General features: G+C 72.6%; 11 protein-coding genes and 1 pseudogene. 7 read left to right on the forward strand and 5 right to left on the reverse strand.

Annotated features, from left to right (window positions below; genetic code table 11):
- Positions 1-375: 375 nt before the first annotated feature.
- The gene (locus ACZ6CV_RS19970; RefSeq protein ID WP_469252088.1) at positions 376-1,548 is read right to left on the reverse strand and encodes an alpha/beta fold hydrolase; all 1,173 of its coding nucleotides are present in this window, start codon (positions 1,546-1,548) and stop codon (positions 376-378) included.
- A 124-nt stretch (positions 1,549-1,672) separates the two neighbouring features.
- Between ACZ6CV_RS19970 and ACZ6CV_RS19975 the strand changes: the two genes are divergently transcribed.
- Positions 1,673-1,885 (forward strand): MbtH family protein, encoded by a 213-nt coding sequence (locus tag ACZ6CV_RS19975; RefSeq protein WP_355804394.1) that lies wholly within the window; start codon positions 1,673-1,675, stop codon positions 1,883-1,885.
- 33 nt (positions 1,886-1,918) lie between these two features.
- A complete protein-coding gene (locus ACZ6CV_RS19980; RefSeq protein WP_469252089.1) occupies positions 1,919-3,604 on the forward strand; it encodes an amidohydrolase in 1,686 nt (561 codons plus the stop codon).
- Here ACZ6CV_RS19980 and helR read toward each other — a convergent pair.
- Complete coding sequence (gene helR / locus ACZ6CV_RS19985; protein WP_469252090.1) at positions 3,534-5,774, reverse strand: RNA polymerase recycling motor ATPase HelR; 2,241 nt, start codon at positions 5,772-5,774, stop codon at positions 3,534-3,536. The two genes, ACZ6CV_RS19980 and helR, sit on opposite strands and share 71 nt — an antisense overlap.
- A 527-nt stretch (positions 5,775-6,301) precedes the next feature.
- Between helR and ACZ6CV_RS19990 the strand changes: the two genes are divergently transcribed.
- Complete coding sequence (locus ACZ6CV_RS19990) at positions 6,302-6,805, forward strand: GNAT family N-acetyltransferase (RefSeq protein ID WP_469252091.1); 504 nt, start codon at positions 6,302-6,304, stop codon at positions 6,803-6,805.
- Between the two features lie 554 nt (positions 6,806-7,359).
- Here ACZ6CV_RS19990 and argB read toward each other — a convergent pair.
- From argB to argC, 3 genes and pseudogenes are all read right to left on the reverse strand, one after another.
- Positions 7,360-8,208, reverse strand: a pseudogene (argB, locus tag ACZ6CV_RS19995) (acetylglutamate kinase); the annotation flags it as partial.
- Positions 8,209-8,339: 131 nt separating this feature from the next.
- Entirely contained in the window at positions 8,340-9,491 is a 1,152-nt protein-coding gene (argJ, locus tag ACZ6CV_RS20000; RefSeq protein WP_469252092.1) for a bifunctional glutamate N-acetyltransferase/amino-acid acetyltransferase ArgJ, read from the reverse strand.
- The gene (gene argC / locus ACZ6CV_RS20005; RefSeq protein ID WP_469252093.1) at positions 9,488-10,534 is read right to left on the reverse strand and encodes an N-acetyl-gamma-glutamyl-phosphate reductase; all 1,047 of its coding nucleotides are present in this window, start codon (positions 10,532-10,534) and stop codon (positions 9,488-9,490) included. Before argC ends, argJ begins: the two co-directional genes overlap by 4 nt.
- A 253-nt stretch (positions 10,535-10,787) precedes the next feature.
- Between argC and ACZ6CV_RS20010 the strand changes: the two genes are divergently transcribed.
- From ACZ6CV_RS20010 to ACZ6CV_RS20025, 4 genes are all read left to right on the forward strand, one after another.
- Positions 10,788-12,449, forward strand: a complete 1,662-nt coding sequence (locus tag ACZ6CV_RS20010; protein WP_469252094.1) for a DUF4192 domain-containing protein — start codon at positions 10,788-10,790, stop codon at positions 12,447-12,449.
- Between the two features lie 261 nt (positions 12,450-12,710).
- On the forward strand, positions 12,711-14,867 hold the full coding sequence (locus ACZ6CV_RS20015; protein WP_469252095.1) for a glycogen debranching N-terminal domain-containing protein: 2,157 nt from the start codon (positions 12,711-12,713) through the stop codon (positions 14,865-14,867).
- A gap of 119 nt (positions 14,868-14,986) precedes the next feature.
- Positions 14,987-15,748, forward strand: coding sequence for an NUDIX hydrolase (locus ACZ6CV_RS20020; RefSeq protein WP_355804410.1), 762 nt, complete (start codon positions 14,987-14,989; stop codon positions 15,746-15,748).
- A 189-nt stretch (positions 15,749-15,937) separates the two neighbouring features.
- Positions 15,938-17,887: an ATP-binding cassette domain-containing protein gene (locus ACZ6CV_RS20025; RefSeq protein ID WP_469252096.1), complete on the forward strand. Its 1,950-nt coding sequence runs from the start codon at positions 15,938-15,940 to the stop codon at positions 17,885-17,887.
- Positions 17,888-17,936: the final 49 nt, after the last annotated feature.

Below are 17,936 nucleotides of genomic sequence, written 5' to 3' on the forward strand. Positions count from 1 at the left end.
GGGGGTGGGCCCCGGCCCGGGGCGCGAACGTACGAGGTCGCGTATGGCGCCGGTAGGGGTCGCGAACGTACGAGGTCGCGTATGACGCCGGTCAAGGGTCGCGAACGTACGACGTCACGCACGGCGCCGGTTAAGGGTCGCGAACGTACGACGTCAGGTACGGCGCCGATTAAGGGGCGCGGGGAACTGCGCGACCAGCCCCCACCGGACGGACGGCCAACTCACACACCCCGTCGCCGGGGGCCGAGACGTCCAAGGCCACACACGGCGCAGGCAAAGGGGCGCGGGGAACCGCGCGACCACCCCCCACCGGCCGGACGGCCAACTCGCCCACCCCGCCCCGCGGACCCCGCAAGATCACAGCCCCCCAGGGAGCTACCCCAAAGCCCAGGCCACATCCCTGAGCACCGCCCCCCGCCACCCCGCCCGATCATGCCCGCACGCCCCCCGGTCGACCCGAACCCGCGCCCCCGCCTCCGCCACCAGCCCCTCAACCACCTCACAGTGCGGCAACATCCCCACCTCGTGCTCCCCGACATCGAACGCGACCCGCAGCCCCGACAGGTCGGCCCGGCGCTCCCGCAACCGTTCGGCGACGGCACCACCCAGCGGCCCCGCCATCAGATCCGCCCGCCCCAAGGCGTCCCGCGTCCACCAGAACGACGCCGACTGACAGGCGACCCGGGAGACCAACTCGGGGAACTCCAACGCCGCGTACATCGCACTGAGTCCGCCGAGGCTCTGCCCGACGACCACGAGCCCCCCCGGATCACCCGGCACGCCGCTCTCCGCGACCAACGGCAGCAGTTCGTCGCGGACCGCCTCCCAGAGCGCGGGGTCACAGCCGAACTCGGCGGCCCGGTCCTTGGCCGGCAGGAAGACGAGGGTGACGGGAGGCATCTCGCCCGCGGCCACCGCCGCGTCGAAGGCGGTCATGGCCGGGTGCAGATACAGCCAGTCGTCCCCGTCGAGCAGCAGCACCAACGGCCCGCCGCCGCCCACCGGATGGACCCGTACGGTCCGCCGCCCGCCGAGCCGTTCGCTGGCCCAGCGGATGCGGGTGCGCGGCAGGGGCAGGACGTCATCGGCACCGACGAGCGGCCAGTGCGGCGCGGCCGGGACGTCGGGCGTGGCGGCGATGGACCGGTCACCGCCCGCGCCGGCCGGATTGAAGGGATCGGCGTACGCGGCACCGTCCATGCCCACGTCCCCGCCGCCGTCCCCGTCCCCGCCCACGAGGAACTGATAGGTCACGCACAACCGCGCGGGCATCGCCACCTCGGCGTACCAGCAGTCCGAATCCCGCCAGCGACGCAGCGGGACGGGGTCGGACCAGCTCTCGAAGGAGAGGGTCGCCGGCGCCCCGCGCCACAGGAACAACATCGTCCAACCCCCGCCGCCGCCCCCGTCACTGTCGCCGTCGGCGTCGGCGGGAACGGAGACGGGCGCACCGACCGCGGCCCAGAACGCGTCGGTACCGGGTTCACCGGGTAGCCCGTACGCGTCGAAGGCGTGGGAAGCGTTCTCCGTATCGGCACCCGGGCGCATGAACGTCTCCTTGTGAGAGGGAAGGGGAAGAGGCTAAGCTCGCAGTAATTTAGGGGAGCCTAACCTAATCAAGCTCTTCCCTTCCATCCCTGGTCAGCCCGTCAGCCCAAGGAGGCACTCACCCATGAGCACCAACCCCTTCGACGACCCCGAGGGCCGCTTCCTCGTCCTGGTGAACGACGAGGGCCAGCACTCGCTCTGGCCGTCGTTCGCCGAGGTGCCCGGCGGGTGGACGACCGCCTTCCCGGAGAACTCGCGGGAGGCCTGCCTCGAGTACATCGAGACCAACTGGACCGACCTGCGCCCCAAGTCCCTCATCGCCTCGATGGACAGCTGACCCACCGCGCCACGGCGTGGAGGAACCCCGTCGATGCTCTGCACCCGACTGACCAACGCGCGCTTCCTCACCATGGATCCGGACCACCCCGTCGCCCATGACCTCGGCATCTGGCGGGGCCGGATCGTCGGCCTCGACGAGGCCGTGACGTCACTGCCCGCGGCCGAGGTGGTCGACCTCCGGGGCGCCACCGTGCTGCCCGGGTTCATCGACGCCCATGTGCACCTGGCCTGGACGGGGTTCAAGCAGCGGACCCCGAGCATCGCGGGCCGTACCCGGATCGACGACGTGCTCGCCGTCGTGGCCGAAGCCGTCGCGCAGAGCCCGCCCGGCGCCTGGGTGAACGTCGCCGGTTACGACCAGCGGGCCCTCGGCCGCCATCTGACCGCCGCCGACCTGGACCGGGTCAGCCGCGGACGCAAGGTGTACCTGCTGCACGACTCCGGACACGGCTGCGTCGTCAACTCCGCCGTCCTCGCGCTGTTGCCCGGCGACCTCCCGCACGAGAACGGCTTCCTCGCCGAGGGCGCCATGGGCGCCGCCCGCGCGCTGCGCCTGCCGTACTCCCAGCGCGAACTGGCCGACGCCATCGGCCGCGCCGCCCGCACCTGTCTGGCCGAGGGCGTCACCGCCTGCGCCGAGGCGGGCATCGGCGGCACCCTCTTCGGTCACAGTCCGGTCGAGCTGGGCGCCTATCAACTCGCCCGCGACGAGGGCCTGTTGCCGCTGCGCGTGCAGCTCATGGTCTCCGCCGACCGGCTGCGCCCGGTCGCCGCACACCGGGCCGACGGCATCCCCCGTGCCCTCGACCTGGGCCTGCGCACCGGCTTCGGCGACGACCGGCTCTCGGTGGGCGCGCTGAAGATCTACACGGACGGCGGGATGATGGCCCGTACCGCCGCGCTCAGCAGCCCGTACGAAGGCCTCGGCCACACGGGCCAGTTGCAGGACGACCCGCAGGCGCTCGCGGACACCATCGTGGCGGGGCACCTCGCGGGCTGGCAGCTCGCCGTCCACGCGATCGGCGACCGCGCGGCCGACCTCGCGCTGGACGCACTGGAAGAGGCCCGGCGCCGCCGCCCCCGACCGGACGCCCGGCACCGCATCGAGCACGCGGGCCTGATCCGCCCCGACCAACTGCCGCGCATGGCACGGCTCGGCGTCGCCGCGGTCGTCCAGCCCAACTTCCTGCGGTACTTCGGCGACGACTACGCCACGATCATGGGCGAGGAACGCGCCCCCTGGCTCTACCGCGGCAGGGCGTTCCTGGACCACGGCGTCCCCCTGGTGGGCAGCTCCGACCGCCCGGTCACGGACGGATCCCCGCTGCGCGCCGTCCAGTTCATGGTCGAGCGCGCCGCCGCGTCCGGCCGGAGGATCGGCCCCGACGAGGGCATTACGGTCGACGAGGCCCTGCACGCCTACACGGTGGCCGCCGCCAGGGCCTGCCACTGGGAGGACACCCTGGGCTCCCTCACGCCGGGCAAACTCGCCGACCTGACGGTGCTCGCTGACGACCCGCACCACGTCGACGTGGAGCGGATCGGCGACATCGAGGTGGTGGCCACGTACGTGGGCGGGCGTGCGGTGTCCTCCAGGGAGACCTGCGGTGTCCTCCAGGGAGACCTGCGGTGTCCTCTAGGAAGAGCTAGGGAGAGTCATGGAGCGCTAGGGAGAGTTGGGGAGACGAGTCCGCGGACGCCCGCGGGGAACTCCTGAGCACCACGAGCCGCTGGGTCGCCCGGGTCATCGCGACATAGCGGTCGACGGCCCCCTCGATCCCGTCGCCGAACGTCTCCGGGTCGACGAGGACGACCAGGTCGAACTCCAGCCCCTTCGACAGCTCCGGCGTCAGCGACCGCACCCGGGACGTGGCCCGGAACGTGGGGTCGCCGATGACGCAGGCCACCCCTTCGGCATGCTCGTCGAGCCACGCCGCGAGGATCGCGTCCCGATCCTCCACCGGCCCGTGGACGACGGGAACTCCGCTGCTGCGGATCGACGTCGGCACGTTCGCGTCGGGCAGCGCGGCCCGGATGACCGGCTCGGCCTCCGCCATGACCTCTTCCGGCGTACGGTAGTTGACGCCGAGCGAGGCCAAGTCGATTCGGTCGATCCCGACCCGCTTCAGCCGCTCCTCCCACGACTCGGCGAACCCGTGCCGCGCCTGCGCCCGGTCCCCGACGACGGTGAAGCTCCGCGACGGACACCGCAGCAGCAGCATCTGCCACTCCGCGTCGGTCAGTTCCTGCGCCTCGTCCACGACGACGTGCGCGAACGGCCCGGCGAGCCGGTCCGGTGCGGCGGTGGGCAGTGCGCTCTCGTCGATCAGGCTGTCCTGGAGGTCCTTGCCGCGCAGCATCCGTACCGCGCCCTCGCTGTCGTCACCCGCGGAGTTGAAGTCGGCGGCCGCGATGATGTCGTCGATGACCAGGGCCATGCGCGCGCGCTCGGCGGCGACGGCGGCATCCTGACGGCGCTTGAGCCGCGCCGCCTCCGGGTCGCCGAGCCGCTGCCGTGCCGCGTCCAGGAGCGGCAGATCGGAGACGGTCCAGGCCTGCGGCGCGTCCTTGCGCTGCAGCTTTGCCACCTCGTCGCGGTCGAGCCAGGGCGCGCACAACCGCAGATACGCGGGGACCGTCCACAGGTCGGACACGAGATCGGCCGCCTCCAGCAGCGGCCACGCGCGGTGGAGGGTGGTGACGAGCTCCCTGTCCTGCCGCAGCGCCCGCAGGAACTGCTCCGGCGCGACACCGTCCTCGTCCTCGTCCATGCCCTGCTTGTCCATCAGGATCGTGGCGAGTTCCTCCCAGATCTGCTCACGCGCCTCGTTGTGCGGGGTCCCCGGGCCCGGCGCCCGGAACGCCTCGGCCCAGTCGTCGGCGCTCACCCGTACCTCGCACCACGGCGTCGTGACCGTCATGCTCTCGGCGGGCGCCTCCTCGTAGAAGGCGACGGCCTTCTCGATCGCCCGCACCATGCCCGCCGACGACTTCAGCCGGGCCACCTGCGGATCCCTCTCGGGCACCGCGGAGGCCCCCTCGGCGACGAGATCCCGCAGCGTGCAGGTCTGGACGCCCTCCTCGCCGAGGCTGGGCAGGACGTCCGCCACGTACCCCAGGTAGGGCTCGTGCGGACCGACGAAGAGCACCCCACCGCGCCGGTGCCCGAGGCGGGGGTCGGAGTAGAGCAGGTAGGCGGAACGGTGCAGGGCCACCACCGTCTTCCCGGTGCCCGGACCACCGTCCACCACGAGGGCGCCGCGCGAGCCCGCGCGGATGATGGCGTCCTGATCGGCCTGAATGGTGCCGAGCACGTCACGCATCCGCGCCGAACGGTTGCTGCCCAGGCTCGCGATGAAGGCCGACTGATCGTCCAGCGCGGCGTGGTGTTCGAGGCCGTCGGCCGTGAACACCTCGTCCCAGTAGTCACTGATCCGCCCACCGGACCAGCGGTACCTGCGGCGGCTCGCCAGCCCCATTGGATGGGCGTGCGTCGCCGCGAAGAACGGCTCGGCGGCGGGGGAGCGCCAGTCGACGAGCAACCGGCGGCCCTCGCTGTCGGTGAGGCCGAGGCGTCCGATGTAGAGGGGCTCGGCGCCGTCGGCACCGACGACGTGCCCGAGGCACAGGTCGAGACCGAACCGGCGCAGGGCGCGCAGCCGGCTGCTGACCCGGTGGATCTCCGAGTCCCGCTCCAGCGCCTCCCGGCCGATGCCGCCGGGCGCCCTGCGCAAGGCGTCGAGCCGTCCGGAGAGTTCGGTGACGGTCTGGTCGAGGCTCTCCGCGATGGCCGCGAAGTGCCGTTCGTCGGCGGCGATCAACGCCGGGTCGGCCTTGGCCGAGAGGTTGTCGGGAAGGTTGAAAGCACTGGTGGCCAGGGGATTCACGTCGTCACTCCGTTCCGAGGCCAGTGATTGTGCGGCAGCACGGGGGCCTTGCCGCAAGCCCCCCGGTGCGCTATAAGTTGAGAGTGGCAAGAGGTGGGCACTCCCTCTTGCCTTTTGTTTTGTGCCGTTCTGTACGGCTGATGTCCGGTGTCCGGTGTCCGGTGTCCGGTGTCCGGTGTTCGGTGTGCCGTTCGAGCTCGTCTCCCCCTACGCCGACGCCCGGCGCTCGACTTCTCGTGGAGGCTCCCTGAGGTCCTCCTGCGCGGTCTCCCTGCGGTGCCCCTGCGGTGCCCCTGAGGTGCCTGGTGGTCCTGCGCCGGTTGGACTCATGACTTAGGTAAGGCTAGCCTTATTGAGCTCGGTTCGTCGGGGCTGTGCCACGGCGTCGAGCCGCCCTCCGACCGCGGAACCGGAAAGGTACAGCCTTGATCACGGCTACGCCGCGCCCTGCCCAGCTGCCGCACGCACTCATCGCACGGACACCGTCCGCAGCGTCGGAAGCCTCGGCGCCAGCAACCTCTGCGTACGTGCCGACGTCCTCCGGTTCCCTGCCGGCGCCCTCCGTGCGCTCCGCCCGAGCGGAGGACGCCCCGGCCCTCGTGGCTCTGTCCCGCCCCTTCGTACGCTCCGGCGCGCTGCGCGAACGACCGGCCTCGTTGTACGCCGCCCAGTCCGACGACTTCCTCGTGGCGGACGCCTCCGCCGGCTCCCCGGGCTCCCTGGCGGGCTGCGTGGGGCTGCGGTTGTATCCGGCGGGGCCGGGGGAGGGCCCCGGACCTGTGGGCGTGCTGTACAACTTCTGCGTCGCCGGGCACCGTCAGGGCCGCGGTGTGGGAGCGGGGCTTCTCCGCGCCGTTCTGACCGTGGCACGTGCCCGTTCGCTGAGCGCGCTGTTCACGGCGACGACCGGTGGCGGCGACCTCTTCCTGCGGTACGGCTTCGCCCCCACGACCGCGCACCGGGCACCCACCGCTTGGGCGGCATCCCTCGACCCCCGGCGCAACGCACGGATCCTGACGATGAGTCTGTGAGGTGCCAGCGCCAGCGCCAGTGCCAGTGCCAGTGCCGGGTGCGAGGTGTGAGGTGTGAGGTACGAGGTGTGAGGTCCAGGGGCACGGCCTGAAACGGCGCCCCGGCGTGCCTCCCCGGCGTGCCCCTCCCATGGCGGCCCTCGGCGCGCCCCCAGCGTTCCCGCTGACGTCAGGTCCGACTCCTCAGATCACATCTGCCCCGTCACCACACACTCCCCAAACGGACTGGGCCCAGTTCACGACGGCGCGGGCGCCATGGCGGTGTCACCGAGCAGGACAACCTCGGAGGCACCGGAGGCACCGGAGGTCCCGGGGGCACCGGCGGCACCGGAGGTCGCGGGGGCATCGGAGGTCCCGGAGACACCGGAGGTCCCGGCGGAACCGAGGATCCCAGCGGCACCGGCGACACCGGGAGACCCGGCGACACTGGAGGTCCCGGCGGCACCGGCGGCACCGGAGTCCCCCGCGTCACCGAGATGACGGCCTGCCGCCCCGGCGGCCCCGGCGGCCCCGGCGACACCGGAGATCCCGGCAGCCACACCGTCACTCCCGTCACCGACAACAACCGTCGTGCCGGGGCTCGTCTCCCCCAACACCCCCCGCAACACCGCGTGCGCCACACGCCCATCAAGTACGTGTGCCTTGCGCACGCCCCCACGGACGGCCCGCAGGCAACCCTCCATCTTCGGCAACATCCCGCTCGCCAGCCCCGGCAGCAGCTCCTCCAGCTCGTTGGCCGTCAGGCGCCCGATCACCTCGGTGCTACGCGGCCAGTCCGCGTACAGGCCCTCCACATCGGTCAGCATCACGACGCGCTCGGCGTCCAGGGCGACGGCCAAGGCCGACGCCGCGAGGTCGGCGTTGACGTTGTAGACCTCCCCCTCCTCACCACGGGCCACCGGAGAAACCACGGGTATGTGCCCTTGCTCCAGAAGCGTGCGCACCATGCCCGGGTTCACGTCGACGACGTCGCCGACGAGGCCGATGTCCACCGGCCGGCCGTCCACCCAGGCCGGCCGCCGCACGGCCGTCATCGTGTGGGCGTCCTCACCCGTCATCCCCACGGCGAACGGTCCATGTGCGTTGATGTGACCGACCAACTCCCGCTGCACCCGGCCGGTCAGCACCATGCGGACGACCTCCATGGTCTCCGGCGTGGTCACGCGCAGGCCGGCTTCGAAGCGGCTCTCCAGGGCGAGTCGGTCGAGCATCGCGCTGATCTGCGGCCCGCCGCCGTGCACGACGACCGGTCGCAGCCCCGCGCGCCACAACTCCACGACGTCACGGGCGAACGTCCGCTGCAGGGTCGCGTCCACCATGGCGTGTCCACCGAACTTGACGACGACCACGCTCCCTTGCAGTTCCGCGGACACCGCCTGGAATTCCTCGGACTCCCCTTGCAGTTGCTCGGGCACCCCCTGGAGGCCCTTGGACACCCCCTGGAAGTCCTCGGCCACCCCCGGAAAGTGGGGGAGTGCTCCGGCGACGGCCGGGTCCGCGTCCATGTCCGCGTGCATGTCTGCCCTTACTCCGTTCACGAGCTGTACGCGCTGTTCTCGTGGACGTACGCGGCGGTGAGATCGTTCGTCCAGATCGTCGCCGTCGCCGTCCCGGAGCGCAGGTCAATGACGACCGTCACCTGACGCCCCGACAGGTCCACCAGGTCACGGGATTCCCCGGCCGCACCGTCCCGGCACACGAGGACGCCGTTGATCGTCACGTCCAGGCGGTCGGGCTCGAAGACGGCGGCAGTCGTGCCGATCGCCGACAGCACCCGGCCCCAGTTCGGGTCTTCGCCGTGCAGGGCGCACTTGAGGAGGTTGTTCCGGGCCACCGACCGGCCCACCTCGACGGCGTCCCGCTCCGAGGCCGCTCCGATCACGCGCACCTCGATCTCCTTCGACGCGCCCTCCGCGTCCGCTATGAGCATGCGCGCCAGGTCGTGGCAGACGTCGTGCACGGTTTGAGCGAAGGCTGCCGGGTCGGGCCGTATCCCCGAGGCGCCCGACGCGAGCAGCAGTACGGTGTCGTTGGTCGACATGCAACCGTCGGAGTCCACCCGGTCGAAGGTGGTGCGCACCGCTTCCCGCAGCGCCGAGTCGAGTTCGGGCGCACTGACGTCCGCGTCGGTGGTGAGCACCACCAGCATGGTCGCGAGGCCGGGCGCGAGCATGCCCGCACCCTTCGCCATGCCGCCCACGGTCCAGCCCGGCCCTGACGCCACCGCCGTCTTGTGCACGGAATCGGTCGTCTTGATCGCCACGGCGGCGTCCTCACCACCGTCGTCCGAGAGGCGGGCCGTGGCGGCGTCGATCCCCGCCGTCACCCGGTCCATGGGCAGCGGAACACCGATGAGCCCGGTGGAGCACACCGCGACCCGGTCCGCCTCGGCGCCGACCGCCCGCGCCGTGCGGCCCGCCATCTCCCGGGCGTCGCCCTCACCCGCAGGCCCGGTACAGGCGTTGGCGCCACCGGAGTTGAGGACGACAGCCGACAGCGCGCCATCGGCCACCACGCGCCGGGACCAGCGCACGGGTGCCGCCTGCACACGGTTCGAGGTGAATACGGCGGCTGCCGCGGTCGACGGCCCACGGTTCACCACCAGTGCCAGATCCGGGTGCCCGGATTCCTTGATGCCGGCGGACACCCCGCTGGCGAGGAACCCCCGGGCAGCGGTCACGCTCACGGAGCCACTCCGTTCATGGGCAGGCCCGTCCGCTCCGGCAGGCCGAGGGCGATGTTCATGCTCTGCACCGCGCCACCGGCGGTGCCCTTGGTCAGGTTGTCGATCGCGCTGACGCAGACGAGCCGGCGGGCGGCGGCGTCGACGGTGACCTGTATCTGGGCGGTGTTGGACCCGAGGACGGCGGAGGTGGACGGCCAGGTGCCGGGCGGCAGCAGGCGTACGAACGGCTCGTCGGCGTAGGCGGTCTCGTACGCGGCACGCACGTCGTCCTCCGCCGCGCCGACCGGCAGACCTGGGCGCAGCCGCGCCGAGCAGGTGGCGAGGATGCCCCGGGGCATGGGGGCCAGGGTCGGCGTGAAGGAGACGGTCACGCGTTCGCCCGCGACCTGCGACAGGTTCTGGGTCAGCTCCGGCGTGTGCCGGTGCCCGCCCCCGACCCCGTACGGCGCCATCGACCCCATCACTTCGGCGCCGACCAGATGGGGTTTGGCCACCCGGCCCGCACCCGACGTCCCGCTGGCGGCGACGACGACGGCCTCCGGCTCCACCAACTGCGCAAGGAAGGCCGGGAACAGGGCCAGCGTCACGGCCGTGGGGTAGCAGCCGGGCACGGCGATCCGGCGACTGTCCTTCAACTCGTCTCGCGCTCCCGGGAGTTCGGGGAGTCCGTAGGGCCAGGTTCCGGCGTGCGGGGTGCCGTAGAACCGTTTCCAGTCGGCGGGCTCGCGCAGCCGGAAGTCCGCGCCGCAGTCCACGACGAGGGTGTCGTCCCCCAACTCCCGCGCGACCTCGGCGGACCGGCCGTGGGGCAATGCGAGGAAGACGACGTCGTGACCGCGCAGCTGGTCCACCGACGTCTCGGTGAGAACCCGGTCCGCGAGGTGCGACAGATTCAGGTGCCGCTGCACGTCCCCGAGCCTTTGCCCGGCGCTGCTGTGCGCGGTCACCGCACCGATCTCGACCTCCGGGTGTGACGTCAGCAGCCGGAGGATCTCCCCGCCCGCGTACCCACTCGCCCCGGCCACCGCGGCCCGTACTGTCATGGTCCCGTCCCTCGTGCGTGCCTGTCTCGCTGGCGATGTCGACCTTAGCTTAGCCTAACCTAATTAACTGATTCGCTGGTGTGGCATGACCCTCTGTCACCTCCCGGGTTCGGTTGCGAGACATCAACTCTGCGCTCGGAGGGTGCGACCTGGCGAGTGGGTGCCTTCGGCTGTGGATAACTCTTGGCGTGCCCCTGATCGGGGTTATCCACAGGGTCAACCGGAACTGGTCGATCCGCGGGAGAGTCGGCGCATGACGAAAAATCACAGCGAAGCAACCGGCCCGCTCGACCCCAACAACGCTGCCCGCGCCACGGGTTCGTTGGACGCGCCGGTGGTCACCCTCCGCTCGCCGGCCGAACTGGCCGACGCCTTGCCGTATTTGCTCGGCTTCAAGCCCGAGGAGAGCATCGTGCTCATCGCCATGCACGGCGAGCACGGACGGTTCGGCGGCCGCGTGCGCCTCGGGGTTCCCGAGCGCGCGGGAGACTGGCCGTGCGTGGCGGAACAACTGGCCCAGTGCCTGGTGGGCGGGTGCGAGCGGAGGGGAGCACGGCCGGACGGCGTCGTGGCCTTCCTCTGTCAGGAGCCGGTGGGCGCGGAGTCCGGCCGGCAGGTGAGGGAGCGCCTGCGCCCGCTGGCCCAGGAGTTGCGCCTGGCGTGCGGTCGCCTCGACGTCCCGGTCATCGAGGTCGTGTGCATCTCGGACGGCAGCCTCTGGACCTTCTGCTGCCCGGACACCCGGTGCTGCCCACCGGAGGGCATGCCCCTGCTCAGGCCCGGCACATCGGTCCTGGCCGCGGCCGCGACCTATATGGGAATCCCGGCGGGCGTCACGCAGAGCGCTCTGCGGGGGAGGCTCGCGCCCTGGCGGACCGCCGCGGCGGCGGACCAGGAACGCGCACTCGACGCGGCCGGTCTCACCCTCATTCCCCGGATGCTGATGGACATGGACCTGGGTGACACGCGTCCGCGCGACGACAGCACGGGAGGCGCCAGCACGGACCGTGGCCGGGGGACGAAGGAGCAGGGCGCCGACCGCCACGGACTCGTAGCGGCGGAGACGCTCGACCTGGCCCGTCGCATCATGACGCGCCTGGCCGCAGAACCCCCACTCGCGGACACACTCGAAGCCGACCGCAGGGACGACGAGTTGATCGCGCACGACGAAGCAGCCGCGCTGATCTTCGGCCTGCAGGACCGCTCGACCCGCGACCGTGCGGCGGAGTGGATGGAGGGACCCGCGGCGCTGCCCGCGCTCCGGCTCTGGAGGAGCCTGTCCCGGCGCTGTGTCGGGGCGTACGCGGAACACGCGGCCGCCCCCCTGTCCCTCGCCGGCTGGGTCGCCTGGTCCCTGGGCGATGTCACGGAAGGCCAGGAGGCCCTGGACATGGCGCTGCGCGCTGACCCGGGGTACGCCTTCGCGCTGCTCCTCAACCAGGCCTGTAACGAGGACCTGGACCCGGAAGCGATCCGCCGCTGCCTGCGCAGGGAGCGGGACAACCGCGAGAGCGATGAGGCGGACGAGGAGGGAGAGGCACACGAGGGAGTGGGCGAAGAAGTGAGCGAAGGAGAGGCAGAGGGCGAGAAAGAAGGCGAGAAGGAACGCCAGAAAGTGGCCGCCGACCAGGGCGACGGCGAGGGCGAAGGAGGGGGCGAGAGTCAAGAAGTCCCACGCTGTGCCGACGACGCGCCGGCCGACACCCCTCCACGGCGCCGCCGCCGACGTCTGCCGCGCCCGGCCGGCAGCGGCGACACGCACCGCCCCCGCACGCCCGGCGGCTTCCGGACGCCCGGCGGCTCTCGGGCACCCGGCGGCCCGGCCTTCGGAGGCACACGGGCCGCGGGCGCCTCGGGCACCGGACCGCGGAACCGCCGCCCCACCCTGCGGCGCAGCACACGGGACGACCGATGAGCGGCTGGCCCCGGTGGCCGGCCGGATGGGCGGCGCGACTACGACAGGGATCGGCGAGGTTGACGGGCTTGGTGAGCCTGACGCTTCTGGAGGTCCTGGTGAGGATGGCAGGCCGGGGCCATACGGTCGGCTGCCCGCCGCGAGGGCGTGACTTGGAGCGGGGTCGGCCCGTTCACCTGTGTGGCGGTACCCGCCTCCGGGGCGCGCCGCCGCACCTCCTCCGACTTCCCGTAGCGCAGACAACGCAGAAGAAGCTGCCCCATGTCTCTCCCCGCTCCGTCTTCCGTCTCCGACAGAGAGGGGCCCCGGCGGGCCGTGCAGGCCCGCCCGCCCCTGCCCGCCGGCCCGGCCCGGAATCCGACCCCGGCACCGCCCCGTCCTGTGGAACTCCCGCCCGCGCACACGGTGCTGACCTGCGTCGCGTTGCCCGCCCTCGCGATCTCCACGGACCAGGGGCAGTTGACCGGACGGGGACTGGAGGGGTTCTACCGCGCCGGGCGCCGGACCCTGTCGCGATGTCAGGTACGGGTGGCGGGACGCGAACCGGTGGCCGTGCAGGCCCGCATACTGTCCGCCGACAGGGCGCGGTTCGTCGCGACGCTGCGACTGCCGACCGACCGCGGCCCCGACCCGGAGATCATCGTCGAACGGATCCGTCACGCGGACGGCACGGAGCGGATCACCCTGCACAGCGCGGCCGCGCGACCTCTCCGACTTCCCGTCGAGATCTCGCTCGGCACGGACCTGGCCGACGTGGGTGCGGTCGCTTCCGGCCGGGCCGGTCCCGAACTCCCGGCCAGCGTGCACGACTCAGGAATGCGGTGGTCCGCCGCCACGACCCACTGTGTGGTGACGGCCGACCCGGCGCCCGACGACGCCATGGCCTCCGCGGGTTTGCTGCGCTGGGAGATGGATCTGCCGGCCGGCGCCTCACGGAGTGTGGAGCTGCGGGTACGGCCCGAGGGAGCCGGGCCGGTGCGGGCGGCGGGGCACGGTGGGATGCGATCCGTCGCCGGGGCGCGGGCGGTCGGCGACGACCCGCGGGTCCAGCCGCTCCTCGATCGATCCGTGGAGGATCTGCAGGCACTGTTGCTGCGCGACCCCGAACACCCGACCGACCTCTACCCGGCCGCGGGGGCACCGTGGCGCTGTGGACTCGCCCCCGCCGAAGCGCTGGCCGCGGCCCGCATGGCGCTGCCACTGGGCACCCGGATCGCCGCGGGGACGCTGCGCACCCTCGCCCGCAGCCAGATCACCGGCCCAGGACACCGCGCGGGCATGATCCCGGGGCCGTTGCGGGACGCGGGCCCCCACCTGCCCCCGGGCTGCACGGGCACCGACGCGACGCTGCTCTTCCCGGTGCTCCTGGCGGAGGCATGGCGCTGGGGAATGCCCGCACAGGAGGTCGAGGAGCTGCTGCCCGCGGCCCGGCGGTGTCTGCGGTGGCTGCAGGCAGCGGTCGACGACGGCGTGTTCCTGGCCGACGCTCTTCCAGGTGCCCGCCCGGGTGCTCGCCAGGAGAGTCAGGCCCACCGCGACGGCCCGGGCGCGGCCAGCGGTCCCGGAGCCCGAAGAGCCCGTCCCGGAGGGATCGCGCGCGGCGAGGTCCAGGCGCATGCGCACCGGGCCGCACTGCTCGGTGCCGATCTGCTCGACGCGCACGGCGGTGGCGACGCGGCGGGCCTGCGCGAGTGGGCGGCGCGGTTGCGGTCCGCGTTCCGGGAGGAGTTCTGGGTGGAGGACCGGGCCGGTGGCAGACCGGCCGCCGCCCGTCTGCCCGACGGACGGCCCGTGCCCCACCTCACCGGTGGCGCGGCCCACCTCCTGGACACCGGCCTGCTCGGGTCCGGCACGCTCGCCCCCGGTCTGCTCGACAAGGTCAGGACCGAGCAACTCGCCCGGCTGCTCGGCGGCCCCGCCATGGACTCCGGCTGGGGGTTGCGCAGCCTGGGCGCTAAGGAGGCCGCGTACAACCCGTTCGGACACCGGGGCGGATCGGTCCGCGTGCAGGAGACGGCGGTCGCGATCACCGGTCTGGTGGCAGCCGGTTATGAGAAGGAGGCGAGCGCGCTGCTGCACGGCATGCTCTCCGCGGCCGAGTCCTTCGACCACCGGCTGCCCGAGATGTTCGCGGGAGAGCAGCGCACCGTGGGTGGGGCACCGCTGCCGCACCCCGCCGCCTGCCGTCCGGCGGGGGCCGCCGCTGCCGCCGGGATCCACGTCCTCGTGGCGGTCGCCGGGATCCGGCCCGACGCGCCGGCCGGCACGGTCACGCTGCGCCCGGTCCGCAGTGCCCCGCTGGGGGAGCTGGAACTGCACGGCCTGAGTGTCGCGGACGCCCCGTTCTCCGTACGGGTGAGCCGGCTCGGTCTCGCCATGGTCGAGGAGGCGGCCGACGGGCTGCAGTTGGGGGTGTGACTCCGCTGCGCGACCGAGCGGAGGGGCAAGAGGTGCGGTCAGCCGGCCCTGGTGGCCCGGACCGGGAGGCAATGGGCGAAGGAGGTGTTTATCGTCAGGCAGACGACTATGATCGCGGCATGTCGCCCTACGACCCGTCGGCCTTCCCGCCCTTCGCAGTCACCGTCGACCTGGTCGTGTTGACCGTGCGCCGTCACGCGCTCTGCGCGCTGGCCGTGCGGCGTGGTGAACAGCCGTTCCAGGGCCGTTGGGCACTCCCCGGAGGTTTCGTACGGGCGGATGAGGACCTCTCGGCAGCGGCGGCTCGCGAACTGATCGAGGAGACGGGCCTGTGTGCCCACGACCCCGGCGCCCCGGCGCAGGCCAACGGAGCGCACCTCGAACAGCTCGCGACGTACGGCGACCCCAAGCGTGATCCGCGTATGCGGGTCGTCAGCGTCGCCCACCTCGCCCTGGCCCCGGACCTGCCCGCGCCCCGGCCCGGCGGCGACGCCCACAGTGCGCGCTGGGCACCCGTCGAAGCCCTGCTCCATCAAGGGGGCTACGGCCGCGAGGACGAGCAGGCGGCACCGCTCGCCTTCGACCACGCCCAGATCCTCGCGGACGGCGTGGAACGCGCCCGATCCAAGATCGAGTACTCCTCGCTGGCGACCGCCTTCTGCCCGCCGGAGTTCACCGTCGGCGAGCTGCGACGTGTGTACGAGGCGGTCTGGGGCGTCGTCCTCGACCCGCGCAACTTCCACCGCAAGGTCACGGGCACCCCGGGCTTTCTCGTGCCCACCGGGGGGACGACCACCCGTCAGGGCGGCCGCCCCGCGCAGCTCTTTCGGGCGGGCGGCGCGACCCTCCTCAACCCGCCGATGCTGCGCCCCGAAGTCTGACCCCCTCGGGCTCGCCAGGGACCACTGAACCCGTCAACGGTCGTCGGCGGGCCGGTCGCCGCGCCCGCACCCTGACCGAAAAGCCGTAAATGTCGCGTTATCTTGCTGCAGTACCCACGGGGCTCGTCCGTCCCCGACCGGTGGACGGGCCCCGGCCGCCGAGCGGTCGCACATCCTGCGAGAGAAGCGATGATCCAGGCCATCGGACTGACCAGCAATCCCCGCGAGGAGCTCCCGCCCGCCGTGGACGACGTGTCCTTCGAGGCGCGCAACGGCCGTGTCACGGCGCTGCTCGGCGCCGACACCACCAGCACGACCACGGCGCTGCGTCTGATGCTCGAACTCGAACAGGGCCGTGGAATCACGTACTTCAGAGGCCGCCCCCTGCATCGCATCGCCCACCCGTCGCGCGAGGTGGGCGTGCTCCTGGGGGAAGTCCCGGGACACCCCGCACGTTCGGTCCGCGGCCATCTGCGCATGCTGTGCGCGGCCACCGGCGTGCCCGTCCAGCGCGCCGACGACGTCCTGGAGGTCGTCGGACTCGTCAGCCTGCGGGATCAGCGTCTGGGCACCCTGTCGCGCGGCATGGACCGTCGTCTGGGGCTGGCCTGCGCGTTGCTCGCCGACCCGCACACGCTGGTCCTGGACGGGCCGGGCGACGGCCTCTCGGCCCGTGAGGCCGCATGGCTGCACGGGATCCTGCGCGCTCACGCGCACGAGGGCGGCACGGTCCTGTTCACCACGGACGACCCCAAGGAGGCCGCACGGGCCGCCGACCGGGTCGTCACGCTGGAAGAGGGGCGGCTCGTAGCCGACCAGGGGGCCGCGGACTTCGCCCGTACCAGGCTCCGCCCCCGCGTCGCCGTCCGCAGTCCGCACGCCGCCCGACTCGGCGCGCTGCTCGCCAAGGAGGCCCGCGCGAGTCGGCGCGCCATCGAGGTGGTGCGCGAGGACGGCAACAGGCTCTCCGTGTACGGAAGCTGCTGTGCCGACGTGGGCGAGACCGCGTACCGCCACGGCATCCTGGTCCATCAACTCGCCGACGAGGTCGGGGATACGGGCCCGCTGAGACCGTCAGAACCCACGGCGGTCCTGCCCGACCGAGAGAAGCCGGACGAGCCCCGCCCGGCCGCCTCACTTGTCGTTGCCACTTCCCCCGCCCCCGCCCTGGCCTCGATCATCGAGTCCGAGCATCCCGGCGCGGACGCCCCAGCCTCCTCGACCCCTCAGGCCCCACGCCAAGTCGAGGACACCCTTCCGCTCGACGTCGCCACTACGCGCGCCGAGGCGGCCTCCTCCGCCCCGTCATCCCTGCCGGCCCCGCGAGACGCGCTCTCCCCCCTGCCGCCGCCCATCACCGTCCGCCCCAGCCGGAGCCCCCTGCGCCCGTTGCGCTACGAGCTGCGCCGCCTCACCGGTGTCGGTACCGGCTACCTCACGCTGGGCCTCGTTCTCGCCGCCTCCGCCGTGCTCTGCGTCTTCCTCGCGCGGGTCGGACACACGCCGCAGCAGCGACTCCTCGCCGCCTGGCCCGAAGAACTCCCCCTGCCGCCCGCGGCTCTCGGCGCCGGGCTGCTCGGCGCCTTCGCCTTCGGTGACGAGTTCCGCCACCCCGCACTCGCCGCCGACCGAGGCGCCGTGCCGCGCCGCCTCGGACTGCTCGGCGCCAAACTGCTCGTCGCCGCCGCCACGGCGCTGCTCCTGAGCACCCTCGCGGTGGTCTCCGACGCCGCGCTGCTCCACCTTGTATACGGAGAAGAGCTCACCAGAGTTCCCGCGGACTGGCTTGCGCAGGGCGCCAGTTGGGCTGCTCTGGTGACGGGATGCGCCTGGGCCGGTGTGCTGGCCGCAGGCGTTTTCCGGTCCACGGCCGCGGGGCTTGCCGCCGTGCTCGCGGTGCCGATCCTCGTCGTACCACTCGTACAGAAGGCCGTTGAGGGACCGTCTGTGCGATCGGCGGCCGGGCTTCCGGGTCGGCTCCGGGACCTCGCCCTGGTGCAGTGGCCGTTCGGTGCCGAGCGATATCTGGCCGTCGGGGTACGCATGATCGCCCAACCTGTGGGCAGTGCACTGATGTTGTCCCTGACCGCTCTGCTCTGCGCGTATCTGCTCACGGCGATGCGCACGCGCGTCCGTTGAGGGCCGCCCGTCGCCTTCCGTCTCCAGGGTGTACGCAACTCCCCGGTTG

It is taken from the genome of Streptomyces sp. NPDC041713, assembly GCF_055591085.1.